Consider the following 14,235-nt stretch of genomic DNA (forward strand, 5'->3'; position numbering starts at 1 on the left):
ATGCCGGCCTCGACATGTTTATGATCACCGCCGAGTGGAAGGCGCTACTCGAAAACACCATCGCCCAGGTCAAGAATGACGAGATTCCCATGAGCCGTATCGACGATGCGGTAAGCCGCATACTGCGGGTCAAGCTCCGCGCCGGCCTGTTCGAGCGCGACCGCCCACTGGCGGGCAAGACCGGCGTTCTCGGCAGTCCGGAGCACCGCGCCATCGCCCGCGAGGCCGTGCGCAAGTCCCTGGTATTGCTGAAAAATAACGGCGAACTTCTGCCGGTAGATGCGCGTAAAAATATCCTGGTAGCGGGTGACGGCGCCGACAATATTTCCAAGCAAAGTGGTGGCTGGACCATCTCCTGGCAGGGGACAGGCAATACCGCGGAAGATTTCCCGGGTGCCACTTCCATTTACACCGGCATCAAACAGGCGGTGGACGCGGCCGGTGGTCATGTGGTGTTGAGTGAGAACGGCGATATTCCCGCCGGGGCCTTCGGCGACGCCGCCAAGCCCGACGTCGCCATTGTGGTGTACGGAGAAGATCCCTACGCGGAGTGGCACGGCGACCTGGCCAGTATTGAATTCCAGCTGGGCAGCAAGCAAGACCAGGAACTGCTGCAAAAACTGAAAGCACAGGATATCCCGGTGGTCAGCGTATTCCTGTCCGGCCGCCCACTGTGGGTCAACAAGGAAATGAACCTTTCAGACGCTTTTGTGGCTGCGTGGCTGCCGGGCTCCGAGGGTGCCGGGGTAGCAGACGTCATCCTCACCGATGGCGATGGGAAAAAGCGCTTCGACTTTACCGGACGCCTGTCCTTCAGCTGGCCGGAGCAGGTACATCAGACCGTTATCAACCGCGACGATGAACACTATGCTCCGCTGTTCGCCTACGGCTACGGGCTCGATTACCGCAGTGAAAGCCTGGGCAGCGAGCGCCTGGCTGCTAACAAACTGAGCGAAGATGGTGAATCCTATGTCGACGGCAAGCTCGAGGACGCCTGGCTGATGGTGTCCCGCCCCCGCGCCCCGTGGAAACTGTTTATTGCCGACAGTGAACAGGCCCCGCTCTGGGTCAGCGGCAATCTCGCCAGCAGCGCCGACGACAACGTTACCGTGGCCTCCATCGACATGCTCTCCCAGGAAGACGCTCGCGCGCTCACCTGGAAGGGCCTGCGCGCCGGCCGTGTTTTGCTGCAGACACAAAAACCCCAGGACCTGAGCCGCTATCTCGAGGAGGGATCCGCGCTCACCATGGATATCCGCGTGGATCAGGCACCCGAAGCTCCAGTATTTGCCGGCATTGCCTGCGATGGCGATAACTGCAACGGCTCGCTGCCGCTACAACAGGCACTGGCCGCCCTGCCACAGGGAGACTGGTCTGAGATCTCCATCGACCTGCAGTGTTTTGCCAACGCCGGTGCAGATTTTTCCCGGGTATCCCAGGGCCTGTCATTCCAAACTGAGGGCAAGCTCGCCATGGCGGTGGCAAATATCAAGTTCGTTCCCGGCGCGGGTGAACGGGCACAAATTCGCTGCGGGGGCTGAGACATGATGGTTACACAAATACTGAGAAACACATCCGCAGTCCTTGGCCTATCTGCCCTGCTGGCGGCCCCCGCCGGCGCCGTCGAAGACACCGCCATCCGGCTGAGCAAGGACTCCCTGACGCTGGCACTGGACCCGGAATACGGCGGGCGTATCACCGAGCTCTGGTACCGGGATCGCGACCTTTTGGCAGTGCCACAACCGGGCGAAAACAGCTTCGGCTCTACCTTCTGGCTGAGCCCGCAAACCCTGTGGGACTGGCCGCCAATCCCCGAACACGACACCGCACCGTATACGGTGTCCTCCCATTCTATGGAGACCGCAACTCTTTCCAGTGCCTTCGGCGCCGGTGCCCGGGTGAGCAAAACGGTCATCCTGAACAGCGGGCAGAGCGCCACCATGCACTACCGTATCGACACCCAAAAAGACTTTCCGGAAATTGCCGCCTGGGAAATCACCCGGGTGCCGAACAGAGGGCTAGCGTTCGCCCCGGTGTCCACGGATAGTGTCAAAACCGTGCGCGGTCGGGTGGCCTACGAGCTGGAAGACGACACCCTTTGGCTCCCGATGGAAGCCGGCGCCCCACTGGTCGAAGGCAAGGTGGTTGCCAACGGAACAGAGGGCTGGCTGGCGTACGCGGTAGATCAACTGTTGTATTTGAAGATTTACCCGAAGGTTTCCAGCCGCGATATGGCGACCGGCGAGGGGGATATCGAGCTGTACCTGAGCGGTGAGCTGCCATTCCTGGAGCTGGAAGTACAGAGTGCCGCCCGCAGCCTCAAGGGTGGTGAGGGAATGGACTGGTCCGTGGAATGGCTGGTCACTGAACTGCCGGAAGACATTGAAATCCGAAGCGGCTCCCCAGCCCTGCTGGATTTTGTCCGTACGCAAGTCGAGCAGCTGTCGCAACACTGATCGCACTGCATTTCCAGCAAGTAACATTCGACTAAACAGTCACAACTTGTAAGCCGACAGCGCCAGATTGGTGCTGTCGCAAATTGTGACAAAGTGCTAAATTTGTCAGCAGTTTTCCGACATTGAACCACAGAATAAGAGGTATCCCATGGTTCAGTTAGTTGTCGATTCCGGCTGCGATCTTCCCGACGAATTCCTGCGAAAGTACCGGGTTCCCGTATTGCCCCACAGTATCAGTGTGGGCAAAGACATGTTCGGGGACCAGCGCAACCCTGCGCAGATGAACCACTTTTACTCCCGCTCCCTGGTAGATCGCTCCCGGGTGGTCAATTCCGGCCCCGCCGGGGAACCCGAGATCGAGCAGGTCATTACCAAGCTGATTCAGCAGGGGCAAAAGGACATCGTGGTCCAGACCATCAATGCCGCCAATAGCCCCACTTACAACAATGCACAGAACGTCGCTCGCAAGCTGGGCAACGACTCGGTGCATATCCACACCGTTGATTCCCATACCCTGTTTTCAGGTCAGGGGTTGCTAGCACTGTACACCCTGTCACTGATTCACAAGGGTTTGACGGGAGCGCAGATCAAGTCCCGCGCGGAAGAGTTCGGACGCAAAATCGTCGGCTATGCCGCGATCCAGGATGTGTATTACCTGCGCGAGCGCGGCCGCCAGAAAAATGAAAAAAGCGTGAGCTGGTTGAAGGCGTTTATGGCCAGATCACTCAGCCTCCACCCGATCGTAGCCATGACCTACGAAGGGTCTACCGTAGCTGATACCGTCAAGACCTACGACGGGTGCACCCGCCGCCTGTTTGAACTGGCTGCGGAAAAAATCCAGGCAGGTGGACTGCTGATGCCGGCCATCGTGGTGAGCATTGCCGGTCCCCTGAAAGATTTAGACCTGACTCCGGGGTTCAAGGAACTCGAAAAAGTCGCCGAGGCACACAAGGTCAAACTTTACCGCTCGGTAATGAGCCTCTCTGGTGGTATCAACCTAGGTCCTGGAACCGTCGCTCTTGCGATGGCCAGTAAGTAAGCCTGCAGGTAATCCAGACTCGTGGTGGGCGCCATGTTGCGCCCGCCGCGCGATTCCCCGATATCCTCTCTTCAGATACTGGCTGACTTTCCTCCAGCATCATCCCCCTGCCCTGCCTCCCGAAAACTGTCGTTTGATCCTTCCTAATTCCCAGCGTGCGTCGATAGCCACGACACCGGAGAACATTAGGATCACGGTACATCTAGACTAAAGAAAGATTTTCCGTAGTACCCCTTACAAGGTGGAAAGCATGTACCGAAATTTTTGTGCCATTCTGCTGTTGGCGCTGTTCAGCTCTGCATCCAGCGCCGCTGAAGATCTTGCCAAAAAGCTGAGTAACCCGGTTGCTGACCTGATCAGTGTGCCCTTTCAGTACAATTGGGACAATCGCGTCGGCCCCACCGAAGGTGGTCGCCGCTTCACCCTGAATATCCAGCCGGTCATCCCCATTTCCATTAACGAAGAATGGAACCTGATCAGCCGCACGATTTTGCCGGTGATGAATCAGGAAAATATTTTCCCCGGCAGCGGCGATCAAACCGGTCTTGGCGATACTGTGCAGAGCGCATTTTTCTCCCCCAAGGAGCCCACGTCTGGTGGCATTACCTGGGGTATCGGCCCGGTATTCCTCGTGCCAACCGGCACCGAACCGTTACTGGGTACGGAGAAATGGGGCGCGGGACCCACCGGGGTAGTGCTAAAGCAGACAGGCCCCTGGACCATCGGTAGCCTGGTGAACCATATCTGGTCATTCGCCGGTGATGACAACCGCGCCGATGTGAACAGCACCTTTGTACAACCCTTCCTCGCCTACAACACGCCTAAATCCTGGACATTTACACTACAGACAGAATCCACTTACGACTGGGAGACCGAACAGTGGAATGTGCCGGTACATTTTCTCGTGGCAAAAGTTTTCAAGGTCGGCAAACAGACCTATCAAGTTCAGGCAGGCCCCCGCTACTACGCAGAAAGCCCGGCCACTGGCTCCCAGGACTGGGGATTCCGCATGAACTGGATCATGCTATTCCCCAAATAGACACGGACTCCTGACAAAGTTTTTTGTTGGCCAGACGCATAGCACGCAGTCAACACTGAATTTTTCTCGAATCGGTTTAGTTTGTAGTGTGAGAAAGGACGTAAAAAAGGAGCGGGTTCACCCATGAAACATCTGAAACTTATGCTCCTGTGTTTCACGGTCGCCAGCCAGGTACTCTGGACATCATCGGTCACCGCGCAAGACACACAGCAAAATCCGGTCAGTGAGGACGCAACTGCCGAAGCCATCAAGATTATTCGCAGTCTGGAAAAGCATCTGTCAGGAAAGTCCCGCCTCACTTATGAAACCGAGCTCACTTCCGATGTGGTACTCGACAACGGACAAAAAATCCAGATTGCCGGTACCACCCACGTTTACTTCAAACGTCCCAACCAACTGCTGGTGAAACTCGAGACGGATAGTATTAGCCGACTCATCTACCACGATGGCGAACAGCTGACGATCATTTCTCCGAATGAAAAATACTACGGCATCATCGAAGCCAGAACTTCGTCCATAGAAGCGCTCATGAGCGCCGCGCAAAATTATGGGCTGGAAATTCCCCTGGTGGATCTGATCGGGTGGGGAGCGAAAGACGGCCAAACGCTAAACGTGGAAAGCGCCGTGTATATCGGCGAGTCCACATTACAGGGAAAAACCGTTGACCACTGGGCATTTCGCGGCCCCCAAATGGACTGGGAAGCGTGGGTCACTCAGGGAGATGACCCACTACCGCTGAAAATTTCCACGGTCAGCTACCACGCCTATGGGCAGCCCCGTTTTACCGCAACCATCAAATGGAACGACCGGACCTCACTCAATGACAGTCTGTTCACGCCCAAGATGGACAAGGGGTTCCGCAAGATCCCGTTTAAACAACTGAAACCTGTACAAGGCAGTGATGCCGAGGAGAATGGAAATGAGTAACCGCCAATTCTCCAGGCATGCAGCCCTTGGCAAGACCCTGTGTATCGGGTTGGCGACCATAACCCTGCTGTGGCCCGCAACGCAATCACTCGCGCGCCCAGGTTTCGGTGGGGGTCACTTCAGCGGTCCGCGCATGAATATACACCCGGGATTTGCCGGTGGCATGGGACTGCGTCCCAAAGGGCCTATTCAACCAATGCACCCCGTACGTCCCGATCGACCGATGGGAGGCGATATTCATCGGGTTCCACCCTATCACGGTCCCCGCCCAGAGCATCGCCCTCCCCACGAGGGCGGCGGTGACCATAGAGGCGGCGACGACAAACATCATGATCATCATCACGGACATTACTGGCCCTATCCCGCACCGGGATACTGGGCCGGTATGGCTACCGGTGCCGCCGTCGGAGCAATGGTTTACAGCTTGCCGAGTGAGTGCGTAGAACGCGAGGTTAATGGTGTAGCCTACGAGGAATGCAGTGGCACCTGGTATCGTCCCAGCTATGCGGGCACCCAAGTGGTGTACGAGGTGGTACCGACGCCCTGAGCGAGCTCAGATCTGTGATTCGATCGGCAACCAGGAAAGTAGCCAGGACAGTATCCGCTGCCAGAGCGTCGTTTCCGGATCCTTGTGCTCGACGATCGCCTTACCGTCTTCATCCTCCGCATGCCACTCGAGTTTTCCCGAATCGGATAACTTCACTGCCCAAGCCGAATCGGGCGCGACCCACTCACCAAATAATTCGTGCAACTGTTGATTGATCTCGGCATTTTCCATCAACAAGCCGATTTCGGTATTTTGCAGAAGTGAACGGCCATCGAGATTGATCGAGCCGACGAATCCAAGGTCGCGATCCATTACAAACGTTTTTGCATGCAGTGTCGCCTTGGAATCACCGCGAAACCATTTCTTGCGCCGCTCCTCTCCCGCCACAGTGCGTAACTCCCACAAATCGACATCACCCCGTAGCAAGCGCTTGCGATAACGGGCGTAGGCACCGTGGACAATGGCCACGTCATTGCTACTGAGGGAATTGGTCAGGATACCCACACTGACGCCCCGTTTTTCCAGACCGGTAAACAGATCCGCACCGATCACACCGGGGATAAAATACGCGGAACTGATATTCAATCGCTCCTCGGTGTCGCGAATGATTTCCTCAAGCTGAAATCCAGGATATGCCTCCCTGGGAATATTGTCCTCTCCCAGTGCCTTTTGCGGCGGATCCGCGAGCAATTTAGCCTCGCCCCAGTTGAAGGGAATCTTGCCACTGGATAACTCCGCAGCCATTCTGGACTGCTCCAGGGCGCGGGTAAACTCGCTGCCCTCTTCATCCTTCAGTAACTTTTTGGTCCGCTTGCGCAGCTCTTCGAGCGTGTGGGCATCATCATCGGCAATCAACAGCTCGGATACCTGCACCGAAACCAGGCTGTTCCAGTAGCTATCGAAGATCTGTCCCGACTGCGGCAGTACCTCGCCGATCGCCAGCACATCCACATCGAGAAACTCCACCGAAGACTTGGAGAAATAACCGTCGGCAATGTTGCGCCCACCGGTGATCATCGCCAAGCCATCAGCGACCAGCAATTTGTTGTGCATGCGGTGATTGATGCGCCCCAGGTTAGCCGCCTGTTCTAACGCGCGCTTGACCCCACTACGTCCCTCAACGGGGTTGAACACCCGGATCTGCATATTCGGGTGACGATCCAATGCCAGAATCCAGGGATTGACCACACGAGTGCCGAGGTCATCCACCAGAAGGCGCACGCGCACTCCGCGATCTGCCGCCTTTAGCAGCAGACTGGTGAGCAGGCGCCCCACACTGTCGTCTTCGTAGATGTAGTACTTGAGGTCAAGAGAGACGGTCGACTCTTCAATCAACACCGCCCGTGCGACAAAGGCCGATAGCCCATCATCCAGCAGGTAAAAGCCCGACAACTTTTCAGACTTGCCCGTCGCGGCATCGCGAATCCCCTCGGCTAGCCGGGAATCGCTGGCGGGTTTCAGGCTGGTTGTGACGGGTCGATTTTGTACGGCCATTCCGGTGTCGGTGGAATCTCCACATCCCGAAAGCAGCGCCAAAAACGACATCAGGCTTAGCAAAAGGGCTACGGGTGCTGGAGTCATGATTTACAAACAGTTGCTGATGGCGACCCGACGCCGAATTCCCCGTTTTCATTCATCCGGGAATACGCAAGTCGGTCTACTGCCTACAGTCTAGCCGTTCATCGATCAAGGACGGTAGAAAGTGACGAGCAAAAAAAACGCAGCCACTGGCTGCGTTTTCGTGCGTTGCTCTGGCTTCAAGCCGGTTCCGCGCGGAGCTCCCTGCGCAGAATTTTACCTACCGTAGACTTCGGCAGCTCGCTCTGAATGACGATCTGCTTGGGTACCTTGTAGGCGGTCAGCTGTGTGCGACAGAATTCAATGAGCTCTTGCTCATCGAGCTCGCCGTCGATTACCAGGTGTGCACATACGGCCTCGCCGGTCTGCTCGCTGGGAACACCGATCACCGCCGCCTCAATCACCTGCGGATGACGGCACAACACATCTTCCACCTCGTTCGGGTACACATTGAAACCGGACACGATGATCATGTCCTTGAGGCGATCGACGATGCGGATATTGCCGTTGTCCTGGATCAGGCCAATGTCCCCGGTGCGGAAGAAGCCATTGTGCATGACCTTGGCGGTTTCCTCTGGACGGTTCCAGTAACCCTGCATCACCTGCGGGCCACGCACCACCAGTTCACCACTTTCTCCCTGGGGCAATGGATTACCGTTTTCGTCCCATACCTGTACCTCGGTATTCTCGAGGACCGGACCCACGGTGCCGATTTCTTCGCGGTCGAATTCGTTCAGGCAGATCACTGGCGAGGTCTCAGACAGGCCCCATCCCTCGGTAACCGGGCAGCCCGTGACCTGGTGCCAGAGCTCCGCCGCGCTGCTGGTCAACGCAGTACCGCCAGAGAACGTCATTTTCAGTGCGCTGAAGTCCAGCTGTTTGAAGGCCGGGTGGCGACACAGTCCTACGAACAGCGTGTTGATACCGGCAATTCCGGTAAAGCGGAACGGCGTAATCATCTTCACGAAACCATCGATATCCCGCGGATTCGGAATCAATACGTTCATGCTGCCCATGCCGAAGAACGTCAGCATGTTCACGGTAAACGCGTAGATGTGATACAGCGGCAGCGGGCAAACAAAAATTTCTTCGCCTTCGTTACCGCGCTGCATGATGCGCTGCAGCATCTGGTCGGTATTCGCCAGCAGGTTGGCATGCGTCAGGCTCGCACCCTTGGCCACTCCGGTAGTGCCGCCGGTGTACTGCAATACCGCGATATCGTCCCGTGTCGCAGTGCTCTCTACCAGCTCGGCGCAGGCTGCACCGCGCTCCAGGGCGTCAATAAAACCGTGATAGCCCTCAGGTGCGGGGGCAGCCTTGCCCAGCAGGTCCGCAGCACCGGTAACCAGTACGTGCTCGATCTGGGTGGAATCTTTGATCTCTTCGAACTTGCCGATGAAGTCCGCCAGGATCACCAGTGCCTTGGCACCGGAGTCGGAAAACTGATGCTGCATTTCCCGCGGCGTATACAGCGGGTTGGTATTCACTACTACCAGGCCCGCACGCAGTGCGGCATAAGCGGCAATGGGGTACTGGGTGATATTGGGCAGCTGAATGGCGATGCGGTCGCCGGCCTGGAGGCCACAGTGATGTTGCAGCCACTGGGCGAGGTGTCGGGACTTTTCATCAATTTCGCCAAAAGTCAGGGTCTGACCGAGGCAGTGATAGGCAGGCTTGTCGTGAAACCTTTTCAGACACTGGCCGATAAAGTCCGACAGGTTAGCCGCTTGCCGGCTCATTTCCCGTACTTGCATGTTTTGATCTCCCATAATCGCTCCGATATTTATTGTTTTGGAATGCGGTCAAACAACTGCGACACTAAAACCCGAGTTTAGTGCCGCAGTAAATCATGGTATCCCGGTGCCAGTTTGTAATTTAAATGACAATCTGCCAGCGAGTAACCAATTATTTTACCGATGCCTGGTCATTAAAGCGCACCAGGGCTTTAGCCACCTTGCTGTCCACAATCCGGCGGAACAGCCAGGTATGACTGCGGGCCAGATAGCGGGTAAGCCTTGCCTTGAACCCCGGGGTAATCATGAATTCGCGTTTGCGCAACCCGTCGAGAATGCCATTCACCGCAACCTCAACCGGCAAGACACCGGCGAACTCGTTGAGTGCCTCGGTCACCGGGCTTCCCACCCGGCGCTCCTCTTCCAGCATCGGCGTGGAGATTTCTCCCGGACACACGACGGAAACATCGATGCCTTCGGGTTTCAGCTCGGTACGCAGTACTTCTGCCAGGCCCACCACGGCAAATTTCGAGGTTGCGTAGGCACCGTGGGTGTAGCTGCCACACATACCCGCCAGCGATGCGATAAGAGCCAGATGACCACCGGTACGCATGTGTTTCAAGGCACCGGCAGCAAAATTGCGACTGCCATACAGATTGACACGCATGCTCTGGTCGAACATCTCATACGACATTTCAGTAAATACCGCAGTACGCAGAATACCGGCGCAATTGATAGCAAAATCGGGATTTCCGAGAGTTGCCGCCGCTTCATCCATTACGCGTTCAACCGCAACCGGGTCAGTGATATCCACCACGAAGCGTTCGACATTGGCACTGCCAGCCTTGCAAAGCCCGCGCAACTCTTCCAGTAGAGCATCCTCTACCTTCAGGTCGAAGATTGCCACGGAAGCACCGTCGGCTAAAAGTGCCCGAGTCAGGTTGAGACCGATACCACTGCCACCGCCGGATAAAAACGCCACTCTGGGCGTGCCATATTTCCACTTGGCCATTTATTGCCTCCTCACGCTATTCGCAGCCTGTTTGCTATTTATCAAACGACTTATTCGCCGACGACAATCATATTTTCGCAGCTTTTACCTTCTGCTTCGCACAAGGCGCGGTATACAGTCATTACCATTTTTGCGTCGAGCACACTGGTAACGTTGCCATCGTCGTCAATATTGACGTTACTGCCGAAGACCGCGAACCAGACTTCCGCATCTTCAGTGCAGTCTTCAGATACGGTGAGGGTGTGTACGGAGTGCGCAGGCTCGAACAGGTAGGAGCCAGCCTTGTTAACCTTGTCCGGGTACTCTTTATAGAACCATTCGCCCTTGGTGGTCACAGCGAATACCGGGCCAGTGTGATAGTGAGTATCGACACAGAAGCCGGGTTTGAATTTGTTTTTGATCACCCAAAGGTTCTGGTTCAAATCTACGTGCAGCACCTGCAGCAGGGAACCATCGGGCAGGGGAACCCAGGGCAGATCCGCCTCTTGGATCAGGATCGCCTCGCGGGCGTGATCGCGGGAAACGACGCCGCCGGTTTGCATTGCGGCCAGCATCTCAAGGATCGGGGTCTTGTTTTCACGTGCAGATTCGCTCATCGCCATTCTCCAGTAATTGAGTTAATCGTTTTTATTGTGTTTTCCCCCTGCCCTCCGGGCCCGAACACAAACCTGTATTTAGGCGCGAGGGAACTTGCCCAGTCTAGAAAGCTGGCCGACTCTCAACTTGACTTTTTACGAACGCAATTTGACTATTTGCGAACCTATCAATCTCTCACCGGTCGAGAGTCTCATGTTCCTGATTCGCAGCGGCGCCATCGAAGGCTATGAACAACTGGTCACCCAGTGTGGGCAAAACCCCACCATCCTGCTCCAGCAATTCGGCTTGAGCAGCGCGCAGCTGCGCGACCCAAATACCTACGTCTCTTACACGCGCCTGGCCGACCTGCTGGATGCCACGGCGCAGACCTGTTGCGATCCGCTGTTCTGCCTCAACCTGGCCGCCGAACAGAGCGTGCTGGCCCTGGGTGAGATCGGTCTATCCATCCGTCAGCAACCGACGCTGGCAGACGCCCTGAGCTACTCCAACCAGCACATCAACCTGCACGCCTACGGCGTACACGTGCAGCAATCTCCCCGCGGGGATTCTCTGGAACTGCAGCTCAACTTCGACTTCTCCAACGCCACCGGGCTGGCCCAGCTGATGCAGCTCAGTGCCGGGCAGGCGTTCAACCTGGTCGCACAGATGGTTGGCAGTACCGGCAGTGCGCTCAAGCTGCACCTGCCACAAGCAAAACCCTCAGCGACATCCCATGTGCCCGAGCCCTATCGCGAGCATATCGAGTACCAGAGCGAGTTTGGCGGCGTCAGCTTTCCGCTGAGCTGGCTGTCGCGCAAACCGCACTTTGACGAGCAGCTATTGCGTGCGCATTTCCAGCAACGTATCCAGCTGCTGGAAGCCATCTACCCCGGCAATCTGCAGGCACAGGTTTGCCATATCATCGGTAACCTGCTCCCCAGTGGGGAGTGCAGCATCGAGCGCGTCGCTGCGGCGCTGAATCTCCACCCGCGGGTCTTGCAGAAAAAGCTACAGCAGGACACCACTTCATTCCGGGACTTATTGCAAAAAACCCGCATGGAAATTGCCATGCGTAACCTGCAGCACGGCCAGCTCAGTATTACCGACCTGGCGCTCAATCTGGGCTATGCGGATGTCGCCATATTTAGCCGCAACTTCAAACGCTGGACAGGGATGTCACCCAGTAAGTGGAAAACCCAGCGCCAAGCCGACGTCAGCAGCATATAACTGGCGGGTCTTCCCCGCTCGTTATGTAAACAGTGCTGCCGTCCGATCAAACAGCCACCAACTTGCGGTACCGCCAATAACATAGACCAGCACCAGCGTTGCAGTAGCCCCGGTAGCCAAAATTCTCGATGCAGGTACCCGGGCGTATTCAAACAACTGGCGTACCAGCCACATCAGTGCCGCCACCAGGCCAATAAACAGCACCTGACCAGCTTCCACACCCAGATTGAACGCCAGTAGCGAACCGGCAATTGCCTGCTGCGGCACACCGATATCTGCAAGTGCTCCGGCGAAACCCAGGCCGTGTAGCAATCCGAACCCCAGGGCCACTGCCCAGGGGTAGCGAATCGCCAGCGTCGAGCGCCCCCGCTGCTTGAGCAGAATCTCGCTGGCAACAAAAACAATACTCAGAGCAATCACCGCTTCCACCGGCACCTGTGGCACCGACACCACACCCAGTACCGACAGCGCGAGAGTCACACTGTGAGCAAGAGTAAATGCGGAAATGGTGACTGCCAGGGAGCGCCAACCACTCACCAGCAATAACAAAACCAGTACGAACAGCAGGTGGTCGATCCCCAGCAGAATGTGCTCCACTCCCAACACAAAATAGGTCGCGAACCAGCCGTCCGCAGCTTCGCCCGCATTTGCGGAAAACTGGTACCGGGGATTTTCCGGCACCAGTCGCATAACCTGCTCACGCCCATCGAGCCACGTCACGCGCATCAGCACATCGGTCATTGTCTGCTCGAGCCCGGCCACCACCACCGTGGCGCCAGCCAAGCCAGCAGGGCTCTCAATTCGCCAGCGCTCGCTATACATACCGTTGCCCAAACCACCGATGCTGCGATTGCCAACAACGACATCGCCCTGAAACTTTACATCCAGAGACAGTTTCATCTGACCGCGCGCGGGCACCCGCCACACCACATCGAATACCTGCGGCGTCTGCTGTGTCAACTGCAGATAGGCCGGGCGCAATTCGTGGGCCAAACTGTTATTGGCCATCACGACACTCGCCATAACCGCCAGTAAAAACAACAGCTGCAACAGCTTCGCTTTCATCGCGCAGCCACCTCATCTGCGGGTTCAGCGCTGGCAAGCTGCCGTACACCGGGATCAACGTCCATACGTACACGATAGCCTTGGCGCAATTGGCGATACTGGCTCTCCAGTGCATCGCCGTGCGCTTGCGCCTGCCAGTCACGCAGCACCTGCGACTGCACACTGGCAAAATCCGCGCTGGCCTGCGCGGTGTATTCCTCAACGAATACGAGATGCACGCCGTATTCTGAATGCACGGGGCCTACCCACTGCCCCCGAGGCTGGTCAAGCAACTCTTCAGCGAATCCAGTACCCAGTTGTTTATTCACTTCTTCCAATGAGGCCTGAGTGAACTGTCGCGGCAACAAGTGACTGTCGCCGGTGGTCGCCCATTCCGCTCCATCGGCCAGCGCGGCAAGGGCCATCTCCGCATCCTGCTCAGGTTCAGCCCGTCGATCATCATTAAAATAAATCTGACGGAAGCTCACCCGCGCCGGAAGCTGATAGCGATCGCCGTTGTCCCGATAGAACTTTTGCAGTACTTCTGTTTCTGGCTCCACCGCGTCCACCAGATCCCGCGCGAGGAATTCCATTTTCAGCCGCAAGCGCCGGCGAATTACCGTGTCGTCCGCCTCCAGGCCCAGCTTCAGTGCCTCGCGGTAAAGCACTTCCTCGCGCACGAAGTTGTCCACCAGCTTCTGCATTTCCTCATCGCTCGGCGGGCGCTGCCAGCTTCGCTCAAACACTGCCGCAAGGTGCTCGATCCGGCTTGGCGTAATCGCGATCTCTTCCGCGTCTGCGTCACCGCCAAACAGACCATCAATGGCGAACAGCAAGCCGCCAATCAAAGCGAAGTGCAGCAGGGGGTCGCGCAGCAATGGGACTTTTTTCAAATTCATATCAACCACTCGATTACCGTCAACAACCCATTCGATAAATCACCGCGCTTGCGGCGTGTACCAGATGGGTGAACTCCAGGCGCGCTCCTGAATCGATACCGGAAGGTCTTCGCGGGGTTTACGCCCCAGTGCCTTGGCATCGTAGGTGGACCAGCGCG

General features: G+C 56.8%; 14 protein-coding genes. 7 read left to right on the top strand and 7 right to left on the bottom strand.

Going from position 1 to position 14,235, the window contains the following annotated elements; genetic code table 11:
* From B4U49_RS03900 to B4U49_RS18805, 6 genes are all read left to right on the top strand, one after another.
* On the top strand, positions 1-1,541 hold a 1,541-nt coding region (locus B4U49_RS03900), incomplete at its 5' end, for a putative glycoside hydrolase (RefSeq protein ID WP_143735514.1).
* 3 nt (positions 1,542-1,544) lie between these two features.
* Entirely contained in the window at positions 1,545-2,456 is a 912-nt protein-coding gene (locus B4U49_RS03905) for a DUF4380 domain-containing protein (RefSeq protein WP_078083266.1), read from the top strand.
* 148 nt (positions 2,457-2,604) lie between these two features.
* The gene (locus B4U49_RS03910; protein WP_078083267.1) at positions 2,605-3,495 is read left to right on the top strand and encodes a DegV family protein; all 891 of its coding nucleotides are present in this window, start codon (positions 2,605-2,607) and stop codon (positions 3,493-3,495) included.
* 250 nt (positions 3,496-3,745) lie between these two features.
* Positions 3,746-4,534, top strand: a complete 789-nt coding sequence (locus B4U49_RS03915) for a hypothetical protein (RefSeq protein WP_078083268.1) — start codon at positions 3,746-3,748, stop codon at positions 4,532-4,534.
* A gap of 123 nt (positions 4,535-4,657) precedes the next feature.
* The gene (locus B4U49_RS03920; protein ID WP_078083269.1) at positions 4,658-5,461 is read left to right on the top strand and encodes a DUF2092 domain-containing protein; all 804 of its coding nucleotides are present in this window, start codon (positions 4,658-4,660) and stop codon (positions 5,459-5,461) included.
* Entirely contained in the window at positions 5,454-6,008 is a 555-nt protein-coding gene (locus B4U49_RS18805; RefSeq protein WP_143735515.1) for a hypothetical protein, read from the top strand. The genes B4U49_RS03920 and B4U49_RS18805 overlap by 8 nt, the downstream gene beginning before the upstream one ends.
* A gap of 6 nt (positions 6,009-6,014) precedes the next feature.
* On the opposite strand, the gene B4U49_RS03930 is transcribed toward B4U49_RS18805, so the two are convergent.
* The 4 genes from B4U49_RS03930 to B4U49_RS03945 all read right to left on the bottom strand — a co-directional run bounded on the left by B4U49_RS03930 (position 6,015) and on the right by B4U49_RS03945 (position 10,927).
* The gene (locus B4U49_RS03930; protein ID WP_143735516.1) at positions 6,015-7,502 is read right to left on the bottom strand and encodes a phospholipase D family protein; all 1,488 of its coding nucleotides are present in this window, start codon (positions 7,500-7,502) and stop codon (positions 6,015-6,017) included.
* Positions 7,503-7,765: 263 nt separating this feature from the next.
* Entirely contained in the window at positions 7,766-9,340 is a 1,575-nt protein-coding gene (locus tag B4U49_RS03935; protein WP_078083277.1) for an AMP-binding protein, read from the bottom strand.
* A 151-nt stretch (positions 9,341-9,491) separates the two neighbouring features.
* Positions 9,492-10,331, bottom strand: coding sequence for an SDR family NAD(P)-dependent oxidoreductase (locus tag B4U49_RS03940; protein WP_078083272.1), 840 nt, complete (start codon positions 10,329-10,331; stop codon positions 9,492-9,494).
* Between the two features lie 50 nt (positions 10,332-10,381).
* Positions 10,382-10,927 carry a 2,4'-dihydroxyacetophenone dioxygenase family protein gene (locus B4U49_RS03945; RefSeq protein WP_239692465.1) on the bottom strand — a complete coding sequence of 182 codons (546 nt, stop codon included), beginning with the start codon at positions 10,925-10,927 and terminating at the stop codon, positions 10,382-10,384.
* Positions 10,928-11,120: 193 nt separating this feature from the next.
* On the opposite strand from B4U49_RS03945, the gene B4U49_RS03950 reads away from it, so the two are divergent.
* Positions 11,121-12,134 (top strand): helix-turn-helix transcriptional regulator, encoded by a 1,014-nt coding sequence (locus B4U49_RS03950; RefSeq protein WP_078083273.1) that lies wholly within the window; start codon positions 11,121-11,123, stop codon positions 12,132-12,134.
* A 21-nt stretch (positions 12,135-12,155) separates the two neighbouring features.
* Here B4U49_RS03950 and B4U49_RS03955 read toward each other — a convergent pair whose 3' ends face one another.
* The 3 genes from B4U49_RS03955 to B4U49_RS19445 form a co-directional block, all read right to left on the bottom strand.
* Positions 12,156-13,199, bottom strand: a complete 1,044-nt coding sequence (locus B4U49_RS03955; protein ID WP_078083274.1) for a HupE/UreJ family protein — start codon at positions 13,197-13,199, stop codon at positions 12,156-12,158.
* On the bottom strand, positions 13,196-14,077 hold the full coding sequence (locus tag B4U49_RS03960; RefSeq protein WP_078083275.1) for a peptidyl-prolyl cis-trans isomerase: 882 nt from the start codon (positions 14,075-14,077) through the stop codon (positions 13,196-13,198). Before B4U49_RS03960 ends, B4U49_RS03955 begins: the two co-directional genes overlap by 4 nt.
* 39 nt (positions 14,078-14,116) lie before the next feature.
* The coding region (locus B4U49_RS19445; protein ID WP_143735517.1) for a DUF3604 domain-containing protein at positions 14,117-14,235 on the bottom strand (119 nt) is incomplete at its 5' end.

The organism is Microbulbifer mangrovi (genome assembly GCF_002009015.1).
Taxonomy (GTDB): Bacteria; Pseudomonadota; Gammaproteobacteria; order Pseudomonadales; family Cellvibrionaceae; genus Microbulbifer; species Microbulbifer mangrovi.

What these genes read in the sequence shown, in the direction of transcription:
- B4U49_RS03905 (WP_078083266.1), top strand. Translation starts at nt 1,545, where the DNA reads ATGATGGTTACACAAATACTGAGAAACACATCCGCAGTCCTTGGCCTA.
- B4U49_RS03910 (WP_078083267.1), top strand. Translation starts at nt 2,605, where the DNA reads ATGGTTCAGTTAGTTGTCGATTCCGGCTGCGATCTTCCCGACGAATTC.
- B4U49_RS03915 (WP_078083268.1), top strand. Translation starts at nt 3,746, where the DNA reads ATGTACCGAAATTTTTGTGCCATTCTGCTGTTGGCGCTGTTCAGCTCT.
- B4U49_RS03920 (WP_078083269.1), top strand. Translation starts at nt 4,658, where the DNA reads ATGAAACATCTGAAACTTATGCTCCTGTGTTTCACGGTCGCCAGCCAG.
- B4U49_RS18805 (WP_143735515.1), top strand. Translation starts at nt 5,454, where the DNA reads ATGAGTAACCGCCAATTCTCCAGGCATGCAGCCCTTGGCAAGACCCTG.
- B4U49_RS03930 (WP_143735516.1), bottom strand. Translation starts at nt 7,502, where the DNA reads ATGGCCGTACAAAATCGACCCGTCACAACCAGCCTGAAACCCGCCAGC.
- B4U49_RS03935 (WP_078083277.1), bottom strand. Translation starts at nt 9,340, where the DNA reads ATGCAAGTACGGGAAATGAGCCGGCAAGCGGCTAACCTGTCGGACTTT.
- B4U49_RS03940 (WP_078083272.1), bottom strand. Translation starts at nt 10,331, where the DNA reads ATGGCCAAGTGGAAATATGGCACGCCCAGAGTGGCGTTTTTATCCGGC.
- B4U49_RS03945 (WP_239692465.1), bottom strand. Translation starts at nt 10,927, where the DNA reads ATGAGCGAATCTGCACGTGAAAACAAGACCCCGATCCTTGAGATGCTG.
- B4U49_RS03950 (WP_078083273.1), top strand. Translation starts at nt 11,121, where the DNA reads ATGTTCCTGATTCGCAGCGGCGCCATCGAAGGCTATGAACAACTGGTC.
- B4U49_RS03955 (WP_078083274.1), bottom strand. Translation starts at nt 13,199, where the DNA reads ATGAAAGCGAAGCTGTTGCAGCTGTTGTTTTTACTGGCGGTTATGGCG.
- B4U49_RS03960 (WP_078083275.1), bottom strand. Translation starts at nt 14,077, where the DNA reads ATGAATTTGAAAAAAGTCCCATTGCTGCGCGACCCCCTGCTGCACTTC.